This is a genomic window from Nocardia sp. NPDC050713, assembly GCF_040654315.1.
In the GTDB taxonomy this organism is placed as follows: domain Bacteria; phylum Actinomycetota; class Actinomycetes; order Mycobacteriales; family Mycobacteriaceae; genus Nocardia.
This window is the reverse complement of the sequence record NZ_JBFAHS010000012.1, coordinates 1-13,091: the sequence shown is the minus strand read 5'-3', so window position 1 is coordinate 13,091 and position 13,091 is coordinate 1. Positions and strand designations below refer to the sequence as shown.

Genomic DNA, 13,091 nt, shown 5'->3' with positions numbered 1-13,091 from the left:
GAATTCACTTGGCAATCTCTCAGCTACGGGTACGTAGCGTGGGGAGATGCGCAGGAAACGAAGCAGATCGGCCGCCGCGGCCGCCGCCATCGCCCTTCTCTGCGGCGCGGCCACGGCGGGCGGCGGGACGGCGATCGCGGCAGCCGACGATTCGCTCGCCGCGCAAGGCTTCAGGACGCAAGCCGACGGCTCCCGCATCGTCGACACCACCGTGCTGGACGAGCGCAACCTGCGGCTTCAGGTGTATTCGGCGGCCATGGGCCGGACCATCGACATCGACGTGCAGCGTCCGGCCGACGCCTCGTCGCCTCGTCCGACGCTGTACCTGCTCGCGGGCGCGGGCGGTGGCGAGGACACGGCGACCTGGCAACAGCGCACCACCGTGCTGCAGTTCCTGGCCGGAAAGGATGTCAACGTCGTGCAGCCGGTCGGCGGGGCGTTCACTTACTACACCGACTGGCGCTCGGCTGATCCCGCGCTCGGGGTCAACAAGTGGCAAACGTTCCTGACCGAGGAACTGCCGCCGTTGATCGACCGCGCTCTCGGCACGAACGGCACCAACGCCATCGCGGGATTGTCCATGTCGGGCACGTCGGTGCTGCAACTGCCGATCGCCGCGCCCGGGCTGTACCGCGCGGCCGCGGCTTACAGCGGCTGCGCCCAGATCAGCGACCCGGTCGGCTACAACTTCGTCAGGACGGTGGTCTCCGCGGGCGGCGGCGACACTGCGAACATGTACGGCCCGCAGGGTGATCCGCTGTGGGCGGCCAACGATCCCTACCTGAACGCCGAGGGTTTGCGCGGGCTCGAGCTGTTCCTGTCGACGGGCAGTGGCATCCCGGGGCAATGGGACACCCTCGATGGCCCGTACACCCTGCCCGGCGTCGGCGGGCTGGCCAATCAGCTCACTGTCGGCGGCGCGCTCGAGGCTGCCTCGAACTACTGCACGCACAACATGCAGGCCCGCCTGAACCAGCTCGGCATCCCCGCGACCTTCGATTTTCAGCCGGTCGGCACACACTCGTGGGGCTACTGGGAAGACGCTCTCGTCGCGTCCTGGCCGATCCTGGCCAAGGGCCTCGACTTACCGGCCTGAACCGACTTTCATAGCGGAACGCTATGTATCAATCGTGCCTCAGGTTTGTCGCGAATCGTCACGTCTGCGCCCGTTTCGAAGCTGCCAGACCAGGTGAACCCGCGAATTTCGGACGTGAAGTGAACTGCCATTCCGGTTCCGGGTACCGTATGCGGTAACGACGGGCTGGTGTGGACCGCCCGGTGTGGTCACTAGGAGGTTGGTGTGGAGCGCACACTGTTCGAGCCCGAACACGATTTGTTCCGGGAGTCGTTCCGCAAGTTTCTCGATCAGCACGTCGCACCGAACCACGCGAAGTGGGAAGAGCAGGGCATCGTCGACCGCGAGGTCTGGCTCGAGGCGGGCAAACAGGGCTTCCTCGGCATGGCCGTCCCGGAGGAGTACGGCGGCGGCGGGGTCAAGGACTTCCGCTACAACGCGATCGTCACCGAGGAAACCGTGCAAGGCCAGTACTCCGGCCTCGGTTTCACGCTGCACAACGATGTGATCGCGCCCTACCTGCTGGATCTGGCCAACGAGGAGCAGAAGCAGCGCTGGCTGCCCGGCTTCTGTTCCGGCGAGATCATCACCGCCATCGCGATGACCGAACCCGGTACCGGCTCGGACCTGCAGGGCATCAAGACCCGCGCGGTCCGCGACGGTGACGACTGGATCCTCAACGGCGCCAAGACCTTCATCACCAACGGCGTCAACGCCGACATCGTCATCGTGGTCGCCCAGACCGATCCCGAGAAGGGCGCGATGGGCTTCAGCCTGCTGGTGGTCGAGCGCGGCATGGCGGGCTTCGAGCGCGGCCGCAACCTGGACAAGATCGGCCTCAAGGCCCAGGACACCGCCGAGCTGAGCTTCACCGACGTGCGAGTGCCCGGCAAGAACCTGCTCGGCACCGAGGGCATGGGCTTCATCCACCTGATGCACAACCTGCCGCAGGAGCGCCTGTCCATCGCCGTCATGGCCGCCGCCGCGATGGAGGCCTGCCTGGAGATGACCTGTCAGTACGTGCGCGACCGCAAGGCGTTCGGCAAGCCGATCGGCGCCCTGCAGAACACCCGCTTCGTGCTCGCCGAGCTGGCCACCAAGACCACCGCCGTGCGCATCATGGTCGACCGCTTCATCGAGGACCTGAACGCGGGCAAGCTCTCCGTCGAAGACGCCGCCATGGCCAAGTGGTGGAGCACCGAGGAACAGCTCGACCTCATCAACCGCTGCCTCCAACTGCACGGCGGCTACGGCTACATGAAGGAATACCCGATCGCCAAGGCCTACATGGACGCACGCATCCAGACCATCTACGGCGGCACCACCGAGATCATGAAGGAGATCATCGGCCGCTCGCTGAACCTGTCCTGATCTCTCGCCTGTACGTCTACGGCCGCACGGAAACCCGTGCGGCCGGACGCTTTTCCGTGGCGGGCGAACGACCACGCGGACCCCTTCGGCGCTCGCAGAACGCACAGCTCCGCGAGGCTTGTGAACCTGCGGGCGTCATTCGGCGGGGACCGGCGGGGGATCGGTGGTGCGGAGGAGGTTGGCGACGGAAGTAGGGGTCCAGTGCAGGTCGGCGCCGGGGCGGGTGGCCAGGTAGGCGGCGGTGCGGGGGAGCGGCCAGCCGTGTGATTCGGTGATGCCCGCGGCCAAATGGCGCAGGTAGGCGGGGGAGGGCGGGTTGCCGGGGAGGTCGGTGTGGCGCCAAGGGGCGGTGCAGGTGAGGATCGGGTGGCCGTCGAGAGTTCCTGCGCGGACCAGGGTTTCGTAGCGGCCGGGGCCGAGCGCGGTGCGGCCGTTGGCGAGCACGTCGGTCAGGTCGAGGTCGTCGCCCGGCGGGCGGTACATCTCCTGGGCGACGATGTCGGAGAACTGCGCGGCCGTCAGCAGGTAGGCGCGGGCGGCGGTCTCGCCCGCGGCGTCCGGCGCGTAGAAGCCGCGGCCGCCGGTCCAGGTGAGCGATTCGGTGGCGAAGTAGAGCAGGCCGGGCAGCATGAGCGGCCGGGATCGCCGCGGCGCGGAATGGTCGCGGCACCCGGGAAGTTCGATCGCGCCGCCTTCGGGTCGGCCGCCCTCCAGATAGCAGTGCAGACGGCGGTGATGCATGTTGGAGCCGTAGGCGGCGTACCACACGAGGCACGTCACCCTGACATTGTCCCTCGTGTCGGCGGATGTCTGCTCGATGGCCGCGATCGGGTGGCCGCATAGCCATCCGATCGGTCTCAGGGCAGGACACCGCGCGTAACGGGCCGATCGTCCCGCCGCGACCAGCGGGACCGGCCGTTATGTGTGCTGCGTAGCAAGAGCTGAGTCTCGATCGCCGTCCGGGGCGCGGCGATCACCTGCACACTCGCTCGGGCCCGGTCGACGTCCTCACAACCACCCGGTGACTTGCTGGATGGCCAAGCAGGACAACGCAAGTACCAGGCTGAGCGCTCCCCCGAAGACCAGCGGCCGAACACCCGCCGCTCGCACCCGTTGCCACGACAGCGACGTCCCGATGGCGGCAAGCACCGCCGCGATCAACCACGCGCTCACCGCGCCGAGCGGCCCGGACCACGATTCCGGCACCAACCCGAACCCGGCGATCACCGAGGCTGCCACGAAGAGCACCACGAACAGCGGGATCACCCGCCATGCCGCTGGCCGGTGGTCGGCCTCGGCTTGCGGCGTTCCGCGGTGGCCACTGCCGGGTCCGCTGTCGGCTTGCCATGCGCCATGCAGCCCGTCGTCGGATGGGTTGTTGTCGGATTGCCCGGCGCTGTATCGCCCGCTGTCGGGTTGGCTGTCGTCGCGATGGCCAGCGCTGAGTCGCAGGCTGTCGTCGCGCTGCCAAGCGCCGTATCGCCCACCGCCGGACTTCCCGCCACGCCGTTGGCCCAAGTGCAACCCCACGCACATCGGCACGATCAGCAGACTGCGCACCAATTTCACGATCACCGCGAACTGGGCCGCCGCGGGGCCGAAGATCGCGCCCGCCGCCAGCACCGAGGAGGTGTCGTTGATCGCCGTGCCCGCCCACAACCCGAACGCTTCCTCGGACATGCCGAGCAACCGGCCGAGCGGCGGAAATGCCAGCACCGCAAGGACATTGAAGACGAAGATGGTCCCGAGCGCGTAGGCGACCCGCTCCCGGTCCGGCTTGATGACGGCGGTCGCCGCCGCGATCGCCGACGCTCCGCAGATCGTCGACCCCACCGCGACGAGCGTCGCCGATTCCCGGTCGAGGGCCAGCAGCCTGCCGACCACGACCGCGGCGGTCGCGCCCGCGATCACCGTGCCGACCAACACCGCCGCCGTCTGCCGCCCCACGCTCAGCACCGCGCCGAACGGCAGCCCCAATCCGAGCAGCACGATGGCTAGCCCGAGCACACGCTGCCTGGTCACCGCCAGTCCTGGGCCGAACACGCCGTCCTCGTCGACCGCCCTTCTGCGCGCGAGTCCGACCAGCGCGCCCGCGCCGAGGGCGAACACCGGCGCCCCGACGACGGGCGCCGCCCGGTCGATCAGTGTCGCGGCGGTGGCGAGCCCGGCAACCAGCGCGAGCCCGGGGAGAAGACGAGGTAGACGGCGCACGCTTGTCACCCTCGCGCCACCCAGGCCACCCCGGTAGAGAGCGCATCCCGAGGACCTCATAAGATTCGCTTATGTCCTTGGGTCACGCACCGGGTCGCCGCCGGGCCCATAATCGGTGCTCATGACGCTGCCACCGGGAACGCCCGATCTGGATGTTCTCGATCTGCTCGTCTCTGTCGCGGAACTAGGCAGTCTCGGCGCGGCGGCCCGCCGCCACGGCATCAGCCAGCCCGCCGCGAGCATGCGAATCAGCGCACTGGAACGCAGGCTGCACCTGCGGCTGCTGGACCGCGGGCCGACCGGCTCGGCGCTGACCGACGCGGGTCGCGCGGTGGTCGACCACGCGCGCCCCGTGCTCGAGTCGGCTCGCTCCTTCGGCACGGCGGTCGCCGCCCTGCGCGCGGACAACGTTCCGCGATTGCGCATCGCCGCCTCCAAAACCATTGCCGACCATCGGATTCCGCAGTGGTTGCAGGTGCTGCGCGGCGCCCACCCGGAAGTGGCGGTCGCCTTGGAGGTGGCCAACAGCAGTCAAGTGCTGGAACTGGTTCGCCGCGAGGCCGCCGACCTCGGCTTCGTCGAGGGGCCGCATCCGCCCGCCGATCTCGGTAGCCGGGTGCTCGGTACGGACGAACTCGTCGTCGTGGTTTCTCCCGCTCACCCGTGGGCACGCCGCCGCCGCGGCGGGGTGTCGCCGCGGGAGTTGGCCGCCACTCCATTGCTGTGGCGAGAGCCGGGATCCGGAACTCGCGACGCGGTCCGGGAGGTTCTGGAGGGATTCGGCGAGCCTGCCCGACCGGCCGCGGAACTGGGCTCGGCGGCCACGATCATCGCCGCCGCACGCACCGCGGTGGCGCCGGCGGTGGTCAGCAGGCTGATCGCCGCGCCCGAACTCGAGCGCGGGACGCTCGTCGAGGTATCGCTGACCGAATCCACCGCGCTGACTCGGCGGTTCCGTGTGGTGTGGCGGCCGCGCTTCCCGCTCTCGGGTCCGGCGCGTCTGCTGGCCGAGATCGCCGAGCGAACCGAATCGGACGGCTGAGTCAACTGGTGATACTCGCGGGAGCCCCCGCGTTTTCGCAGGTGAGAGCTCCGCGCTCGGAAACGGAACTGGCGTAACCACCTGGTAATCACCGGAAACGTCGCGCGTAACGATCCGTTCCCAGCATTTGCCGCATGACAGGCAGAACGTATCCCGGCACCGGACGCCGCTCGGCGCCCGCCCGGCGGGTCAGGGACATTCTGCGGGCACGGATCCGCAGCGGTGTTTACGGCAATCTGCCGTTGCCCTCGGAGAGCCAACTCGCGGCCGACTTCGACACAAGCCGCAATATCGTGCGCGACGCGCTCACCCTGCTGCGCGACGAGGGGCTCGTCGACCGGGTGCCCGGCGCGGGCACTTTCGTGGTGGCGGACAAGGCAGTGCAAGGTCTCGACCGACTGCGCGGCCTGGCCGAGACCTTCGAGACGGGCAGCGCCCGCGTGGTCAACACGGTCTTGCTGGCCGAACTCGTGCCCGCCACACCGATCGTCGCCGAGCGGCTCGAGCTGGAGCCGGGCACACCGGTGGTGGCGCTGGAACGCGTCCGCCATCTCGACGGCGCGCCGCTGTCGCTGGACGCCAGCTATCTCACCGCCGACGTCGGCGCGCCGCTGTTGCAGTGCGATCTCACCGGCTGCGACGTCTTCGGCCTGCTGGAGGCGGAACTCGGGCTGCCGCTCGGCTCGGCCGCGGTCTCCATCGAGGCCGTCGCCGCCGATCCGACGGTAGCCGGGCTGCTCGCGGTGCGGCCCGGCTCGCCGCTGCTGTTCCTGGAACGACTCACTTACACCGATTCCGGCCGGCCCGTCGACCTCGAGTACGTGCGCTATCGCGGCGACCGGTTCTCGCTGTCCGGCCGGCTGCACCGCATCCCGGTCACACCGAATCGCGGTGCGGCCGAACCGAAGGAAAGGAGCTGATCCGGATGTCGATGGACATTCCACCCGTCGCTGAGCGCCGGGAGCTGAGCTGCGATGTACTGGTCGTCGGCGGCGGAACCGCGGGTACCATGGCCGCGCTCACCGCCGCCAGGCACGGCGCCGACGTACTGCTGCTGGAGAAGGCGCACGTGCGCCATTCGGGGGCGCTGGCGATGGGCATGGACGGGGTCAACAACGCGGTGGTGCCCGGCAAGGCGACTCCGGAGGACTACGTCGCCGACATCACCGTGGCCAACGACGGAATCGTCAACCAGCGCACCGTCTATCAGACCGCGACCCGCGGTTTCGAGATGGTGCAGCGGCTGGAGAGCTACGGCGTCAAGTTCGAGAAGGACGAGCACGGCGAGTACGCGGTGCGCAAGGTGCACCGCTCGGGCAGCTATGTGCTGCCGATGCCGGAGGGACGCGACGTGAAGAAAGTGCTGTATCGCACCCTGCGTGCCCGCGACGTCCGCGCCAAGGTGACCATCAGCAACCGAGTGATGCCCGTGCGGGTACTCACGGTGGACGGCCGAGCCGTCGGCGCTGTCGGATTCGATACGCGCACCGGCGAATTCGTCACCATCTCGGCCGGCGCGGTGATCCTGGCGACCGGCGCGTGCGGTCGTCTCGGGCTGCCCGCCAGCGGCTACCTGTACGGCACCTACGAGAACCCGACCAACGCGGGCGACGGCTACGCGATGGCCTACCACGCGGGCGCGGAGCTCTCCGGTATCGAGTGCTTCCAGATCAACCCGCTCATCAAGGATTACAACGGACCCGCCTGCGCCTACGTCGCCAACCCGTTCGGCGGCTACCAGGTCAATGCCGAGGGCAACCGGTTCGTCGACTGCGACTACTGGTCCGGGCAGATGATGGCCGAGGTCAAGCGAGAACTCGACAGCGCGCGCGGCCCGATCTATCTCAAACTGAGCCACCTGCCCGACGCCACGATCCAGGAGATCGAGGGTATCCTGCACACCACCGAGCGCCCGACTCGCGGCACCTTCCACGCGGGCCGCGGCACCGATTACCGCACCAGCGACATCGAGATGCACATCTCCGAAGTCGGTCTGTGCAGCGGACATTCCGCGTCGGGCGTGTGGGTCGACGAGCACGCGGCGACCACCGTGCCGGGGCTCTACGCGGCGGGGGACATGGCCCTGGTGCCGCACAACTACATGATCGGCGCCTTCGTCTACGGCGACATCGCGGGCGAGAGCGCGACCGAATACGCGCGGGGCGCGGCGCGGCCCGTGCTGCCGGAGGATCAGATCGAGGCGGCGCACGCGCTGATCTACCGTCCGCTGAGCAATCCGGACGGCCCGCCGCAGTCGCAGGTCGAATACAAACTGCGCCGCTTCGTCAACGACTACCTGCAACCCCCGAAGACCCAGCGCTACCTCTCGCTCGGTCTGGCCGCGTTCGAGCGGATGCACGCCGACATCGCCCAGATGAGCGGGCACACCCCGCACGAGCTGATGCGCTGCGCCGAGGTGACATTCATCCGCGACTGCGCGGAGATGGCGGCACGGGCCTCCTTGCGGCGCACCGAAAGCCGCTGGGGCCTCTACCATCAGCGCTCCGACTGGCCCGCGCGCGACGACGCGGAGTGGTTCTGCCACCTCAACCTCTACCGTGGTGAGTCCGGCGACATGCGGTTCCTGACCCGTCCGGTTGCGCCCTACATCGTTCCGGTGCCCGGCTTCACGCGGCCCGACGGCGTTCCCGACGTCGCGGCGCCGGAGCTGGTCGGCGCGTGGAGCGCCCGATGAGCGCCCGGCTGCTCGAGCTGATGGACCTCGCCGAGGAATGCCCGCAGCTGTCCGAGCTGCGGCCGTTCCTGACCGACCCCGACCCGGAGGTGCGCCGCACCGCGCTCTCGGTGCTCAGCGAGACCACCGAGGAGTGGGCGCAATCCTCACCTCTGGTCGCGGCGGGCCTGTCCGATCCGGACGTGTCCGTGCGCCACGCCGCCATCGGCCTGCTCACCGAGCTTCTCGAAGTGCTGGTCGCCGGAACGGAATTCGATGCCGCGCTGCGTGCCGCCGCGACGGCGCAGGAGCCCGCGGTGCGCGCCGCCGCGATCGAGGCGCTGTGGCGGCACCGCCGCACCGACGCGACAGAACTGGCCGGCTGGTTCGCCGATGCCAACGCCGCGGTGCGCCGCACCGTGGTGGCGGGCCTCACCTCGGTGGACGCGCTCGTCGAACTCGACGCCGCCGCCGCCGACCCGGCACCGAACGTACGCATCGCGGTCGCGAAAGGCATTGCCGCGGTGGGTGACCCGCGCGGCACGGCGACCCTGCTCCGGCTGGCGGGCGATCCGGAACCGCTGGTGCGGGCAGCGGGATTGACCGCGCTCGCGCAGACCGGCTGCGGGGACGACGCCGCGGCCGTCGCGTCGGCCGCCCTGGACGACCCCGCCTGGCAGGTACGCCAGGGCGCGGCGATCGCCTTGGCCGTCGCCGACCCCGAACTCGCCGCCCCGCGGCTGATCTCGGCCGTCATCGACGGCAACCTCGACGTCCGCAAGGCCGCCGTGCGCGGTCTGGCCGAGCGAATCGCCGAACGACCGGAGGTCACCGCCGCCCTCCGCACCGCACTGGAAGACCCGGACGCCGATGTCCGCGCCTTCGCACGCATCGGCATTGCCAACTCCGGAAAGGAACTCTGATGGCCCAGGTCACCACCCGCATCGACGTCCCGGTCACCGTCGACGAAGCCAAGTGCATCGACGGCTGCACGCTTTGCGTCGACATGTGCCCGCTCGACTCGCTGGCGATCCACCCCGACACCGGCAAGGCGTACATGCACGTCGACGAGTGCTGGTACTGCGGACCGTGCGCCGCGCGCTGCCCGGTCGGGGCGGTCACCGTGAACATCCCGTACCTGCTGCGCTGAATCCGGGCGGAGGAACACACGATGAGGAAACCACCCACCCGGCTCGCGGCCTTGCTGCTCGGCGCCGCCACCGCGGCCACACTGCTCACGGGCTGCGGCTCCGGCGGCGACGACAACACGATCACCGTCGACATCGGCTACCAGTCCAAGACCATCAACACCGTCACAGCGGGCACGCTGCTGCGCGACCGCGCCGCCTTCGAGGCCGAGCTGGACGAACTCGGCAAGGCCAAAGGCGTGCGCTACCGCGTGGAATGGAAGGACTTCGCCTCCGGCCCGCCACTTACCGCGGCGATGCTGGCCGGCCAGGTCGACATCGGCTCGATGGGCGACGCTCCGATCCTGGTGAACGGCTCCAAGACCCGCGATCATCCCGACGTCGCCTCGGAGCTGATCGCGGTCACCGGCTACAACCTGCGTGGCTCACTGAATCAGGTCGTGGTACCGGTGGATTCGCCCGCTTCGACGCTCGCCGACCTGCGCGGCGAGGTGGTCTCGACCAGCGTCGGTTCGGCCGCGCACGGCATGCTCGCCACCGGCTTGTCCGCCGCGGGCATGACCCTCGACGACGTGAAGCTGCTCGGCCAGGATCCGCCTGTCGGCGCCTCGGCGCTCCAGGGAGACCAGGTCGCCGCGCTGGCCCAGTTCGTGCCGTGGCCGCAGAAGCTGGTGTTCGACGGCAAGGCACGGCTGCTCTACGACGGCGGCAACGCGAACATCCCGACGTTCCACGCCGTGGTGTCCACCAAGCGGTTCGGCGCCGATCACCCCGACGTCGTCGCGGCGTTCTTGGCCGCGCAGCGCGAAACGACCGACTATCTCAACCGCAATCCGCTGGCCGCGGCGCAACGTGTCGCCGAGATCACCGGCTTACCGGCCGAGGTCGTCTACCTGTACAACGGCCCGCACGGTCTGGTCAGCTTCGACCCAACCATCAAGCAGCCGCTCGTCGACGGGCTCGGCACGCTCTTGCCGTTCCTGAAAAGCCTTGGCGCGCTGGCCGATCTGGACTTGGACGAATTCGTCGAGGACAAGTATCTGCGTGCGCTCTACGGCACCGAGTACGACGCCGAGCGCGCCGGCACCGCGCCGCCGAGCCCGTTGACCGGCGTCGACCCGGTCTGCGGCGGGCAGCTGGACGATCCGGCCACCGCCTCGGAGGTGTGGTTCGCCGGACAGGAGGGCACCTCCGTCGCAAGGACGCCGAGTTGTCTGCTGCGCCAGATCGCCGAGCGCGGCGGCGAGGTCCGGGCCGCCTATGTGCCCGACGCCGCCACCGGGATCCGGATCTTCGCCGCCACCGCCACCTGGGTGAGCGATCCGGCCGCCGCGCCCGAGCAGCGGCTCCGGCCGTTCGCCGTCGAGGCCGACGCCAAGGCGTACGCAGGGGCCCATCCGGGCAGCACGGTCCTGGACTACCGCGCCGCACTCCAAGCGCGCTGACCCGCATCATCTTCGAGATCGAGGAGCCGACCATGACGGTATCCGCGGAACCGATTTCCGCCGTCCCCGCCGCGTCCACCGACGCCGCGACAACGACCCATCCGAGCAGTGGGCGATCCCTCCGAAACCCTATTCCGCCCAAGCTGCGTGCCGCGCTGCTCACCGCGATTCCGCTGGCGGCGCTGGTGCTGCTCTGGTATCTGCTGACCATCAACCAGGTGGTGTTCTGGCTGCGCTTCGACAAGATCCCGACGCCAGGTGCGGTGTTCGAGTCGCTCCGTGCGCAACTGGGCACCGGCTCGTACTACAGCAACATCCTCGCCAGCACCCGGCGCATCCTGGTCGGCTTCGGCCTCGCCACCGTCGCCGGTGTGCTGATCGGCATGGCCATCGGCCGGTCGGCACTGGTCAGCGCGCTGGTGCGCCCCGTCGTCGAGGTGTTCCGCCCGATTCCCGCGATCGCGCTGGTGCCGCTCGCCATCCTGCTGTTTCCCACCGGCGAACAGGGCATCGTGTTCATCACGTTCTTCGCCGCGTTCTTCCCGGTGGCGGTCAGCACCATCCACGCCATGCACGCCTTGCCCAAAGTGTGGGAGGAAGCGGCCCGCACGCTCGGTGCGCGCCGCGGGGCCATCCTGTTCCAGATCGCACTGCCGGGTGCGCTACCGGGCATCTTCTCCGGACTCTCGGTCGCCATGGGTGTCGCGTGGATCTGCGTCATCAGTGCCGAGATGATCTCCGGCCAGTTCGGGATCGGGTACTTCACCTGGCAGTCCTACGGTTTGCTCGACTATCCGAGCGTGGTGGTCGGCATGCTCTCCATCGGCGTGCTCGGCTGGGCCACCGCGTTCCTCGTCGAACTGGTCGGCCGCCGGGTCAACCGCTGGCTGCCTAGGGCCGTCCGATGAGCGCCGGAGCGGCCGTCCGGCTGACCGGTCTGCGCATCGCCTATGGCGAAAGCCTCGCCGCGGAAGTCGATCTCACGGTCGATCCGGGAGAGATCGTGGTGCTGCTCGGGCCCTCGGGATGCGGGAAGTCCACCATCCTGCGGGCCATGGCGGGACTGCTCCCGCCGATCGGCGGCACCGTGTCGGTGGACGGCGCCACCGTCGGCGCGGCGGCCGATCAGTGCGCCATGGTGTTCCAGGAGGACGCGCTGCTGCCCTGGCGCACGGCCCGCAAGAACGTCGAGTTCGCGTTGAAGTTGCGGGGCGTGCCGCGCGGGCGGCGCCGCGCCGAAGCGCTCGACCTGCTGGATCAGGTCGGTCTCGCGGGCTTCGGCGATCACCTGCCCGGCGCGTTGTCCGGCGGCATGCGTCAGCGGGTGCAGCTGGCCCGCACCCTGGCCGCGCATCCCCGGGTGTTGCTGATGGACGAGCCGTTCGGCGCACTGGACGCCCAGACGCGCGCGGACATGCAGCGGCTGCTGATCTCGGTGTGGCAGCGGCACGAGACCACCGTCCTGTTCGTCACCCACGACGTGGACGAGGCGCTGCTGCTCGCCGACCGCATCGTCTTGTTGACGCCGCGACCGGCCCGTATCCAGCGTGTCGTCGAGATCGAGCACCCGCGGGCGCCCGGCGCCCGCTTCGAACCCGAATTCGCCCGCAGGCGTTACGAAATCCTGGCCGCGCTCGGCGAGTCCGCCGAGACGGCCGACGCGGCGATCGATGTGCGGAGCGCGTCATGACCTTCGTGATCGGCGCCGCCTGTGTCGACGTCATGGACCGGGCGTGCGTGGAGGAATGCCCCGTGGACTGCATCTACACCGGAGGGCGGATGGCCTACATCCATCCCACCGAATGCGTGGACTGCGGTGCGTGCGAGCCGGTCTGCCCGGTCGAGGCGATCTACTTGGACGACGACATCCCGGAAGCGCAACGGGCTTTTGTGGCCGAGAACGCCCGGTTCTTCGGCGAGCCACTGCCCGGCCGCGACGCCGCGCTCGGCTCGCCCGGCAGCGCCGCGAAGGTGGGCGAACTAGGGGTGGATACGCCGTACGTCGCGGAGTACCAGCGGTGAGCGCGGCTCGCCCGCTCCGCATCGCGATCGTGGGCGCAGGACCGGCCGGGATCTACGCCGCCGACGCGTTGATGAAGTCCGATGCCGAGGTGAGCATCGACCT

General features: G+C 69.5%; 11 protein-coding genes and 1 pseudogene. 10 read left to right on the top strand and 2 right to left on the bottom strand.

Going from position 1 to position 13,091, the window contains the following annotated elements; translation table 11 throughout:
- The first annotated feature begins 46 nt into the window (after positions 1–46).
- Both AB0H49_RS21730 and AB0H49_RS21725 read left to right on the top strand, forming a co-directional pair.
- A complete protein-coding gene (locus AB0H49_RS21730) occupies positions 47–1,096 on the top strand; it encodes an alpha/beta hydrolase family protein (RefSeq protein WP_357253870.1) in 1,050 nt (349 codons plus the stop codon).
- Positions 1,097–1,300: 204 nt separating this feature from the next.
- Positions 1,301–2,446: an acyl-CoA dehydrogenase family protein gene (locus tag AB0H49_RS21725; RefSeq protein ID WP_354999531.1), complete on the top strand. Its 1,146-nt coding sequence runs from the start codon at positions 1,301–1,303 to the stop codon at positions 2,444–2,446.
- A 135-nt stretch (positions 2,447–2,581) separates the two neighbouring features.
- Here AB0H49_RS21725 and AB0H49_RS21720 read toward each other — a convergent pair whose 3' ends face one another.
- Together AB0H49_RS21720 and AB0H49_RS21715 are read right to left on the bottom strand one after the other, a co-directional pair.
- Positions 2,582–3,226 carry a histone deacetylase gene (locus AB0H49_RS21720; RefSeq protein ID WP_357253868.1) on the bottom strand — a complete coding sequence of 215 codons (645 nt, stop codon included), beginning with the start codon at positions 3,224–3,226 and terminating at the stop codon, positions 2,582–2,584.
- Between the two features lie 228 nt (positions 3,227–3,454).
- The gene (locus tag AB0H49_RS21715; protein ID WP_357253866.1) at positions 3,455–4,657 is read right to left on the bottom strand and encodes a putative sulfate exporter family transporter; all 1,203 of its coding nucleotides are present in this window, start codon (positions 4,655–4,657) and stop codon (positions 3,455–3,457) included.
- 121 nt (positions 4,658–4,778) lie between these two features.
- Between AB0H49_RS21715 and AB0H49_RS21710 the strand changes: the two genes are divergently transcribed.
- The 8 genes and pseudogenes from AB0H49_RS21710 to fdxA all read left to right on the top strand — a co-directional run bounded on the left by AB0H49_RS21710 (position 4,779) and on the right by fdxA (position 12,988).
- A complete protein-coding gene (locus AB0H49_RS21710; RefSeq protein WP_357253864.1) occupies positions 4,779–5,699 on the top strand; it encodes a LysR substrate-binding domain-containing protein in 921 nt (306 codons plus the stop codon).
- Positions 5,700–5,833: 134 nt separating this feature from the next.
- Positions 5,834–6,619 (top strand): GntR family transcriptional regulator, encoded by a 786-nt coding sequence (locus AB0H49_RS21705; RefSeq protein ID WP_357253862.1) that lies wholly within the window; start codon positions 5,834–5,836, stop codon positions 6,617–6,619.
- Between the two features lie 11 nt (positions 6,620–6,630).
- Positions 6,631–9,296 (top strand): annotated as a pseudogene (locus AB0H49_RS21700) (fumarate reductase/succinate dehydrogenase flavoprotein subunit).
- Complete coding sequence (locus AB0H49_RS21695) at positions 9,296–9,523, top strand: ferredoxin family protein (RefSeq protein WP_067782630.1); 228 nt, start codon at positions 9,296–9,298, stop codon at positions 9,521–9,523. Before AB0H49_RS21700 ends, AB0H49_RS21695 begins: the two are co-directional and overlap by 1 nt.
- A gap of 21 nt (positions 9,524–9,544) precedes the next feature.
- Entirely contained in the window at positions 9,545–10,966 is a 1,422-nt protein-coding gene (locus AB0H49_RS21690) for an ABC transporter substrate-binding protein (protein ID WP_357253860.1), read from the top strand.
- Positions 10,967–10,998: 32 nt separating this feature from the next.
- Positions 10,999–11,874 carry an ABC transporter permease gene (locus AB0H49_RS21685; RefSeq protein WP_354999537.1) on the top strand — a complete coding sequence of 292 codons (876 nt, stop codon included), beginning with the start codon at positions 10,999–11,001 and terminating at the stop codon, positions 11,872–11,874.
- A complete protein-coding gene (locus tag AB0H49_RS21680; protein WP_357253858.1) occupies positions 11,871–12,656 on the top strand; it encodes an ABC transporter ATP-binding protein in 786 nt (261 codons plus the stop codon). Before AB0H49_RS21685 ends, AB0H49_RS21680 begins: the two co-directional genes overlap by 4 nt.
- Positions 12,653–12,988 (top strand): ferredoxin, encoded by a 336-nt coding sequence (gene fdxA / locus AB0H49_RS21675; protein ID WP_354999539.1) that lies wholly within the window; start codon positions 12,653–12,655, stop codon positions 12,986–12,988. Before AB0H49_RS21680 ends, fdxA begins: the two co-directional genes overlap by 4 nt.
- Positions 12,989–13,091: the final 103 nt, after the last annotated feature.

What these genes read in the sequence shown, in the direction of transcription:
- AB0H49_RS21685 (WP_354999537.1), top strand. Translation starts at nt 10,999, where the DNA reads ATGACGGTATCCGCGGAACCGATTTCCGCCGTCCCCGCCGCGTCCACC.
- AB0H49_RS21705 (WP_357253862.1), top strand. Translation starts at nt 5,834, where the DNA reads ATGACAGGCAGAACGTATCCCGGCACCGGACGCCGCTCGGCGCCCGCC.
- AB0H49_RS21690 (WP_357253860.1), top strand. Translation starts at nt 9,545, where the DNA reads ATGAGGAAACCACCCACCCGGCTCGCGGCCTTGCTGCTCGGCGCCGCC.
- fdxA (WP_354999539.1), top strand. Translation starts at nt 12,653, where the DNA reads ATGACCTTCGTGATCGGCGCCGCCTGTGTCGACGTCATGGACCGGGCG.
- AB0H49_RS21695 (WP_067782630.1), top strand. Translation starts at nt 9,296, where the DNA reads ATGGCCCAGGTCACCACCCGCATCGACGTCCCGGTCACCGTCGACGAA.
- AB0H49_RS21680 (WP_357253858.1), top strand. Translation starts at nt 11,871, where the DNA reads ATGAGCGCCGGAGCGGCCGTCCGGCTGACCGGTCTGCGCATCGCCTAT.
- AB0H49_RS21730 (WP_357253870.1), top strand. Translation starts at nt 47, where the DNA reads ATGCGCAGGAAACGAAGCAGATCGGCCGCCGCGGCCGCCGCCATCGCC.
- AB0H49_RS21710 (WP_357253864.1), top strand. Translation starts at nt 4,779, where the DNA reads ATGACGCTGCCACCGGGAACGCCCGATCTGGATGTTCTCGATCTGCTC.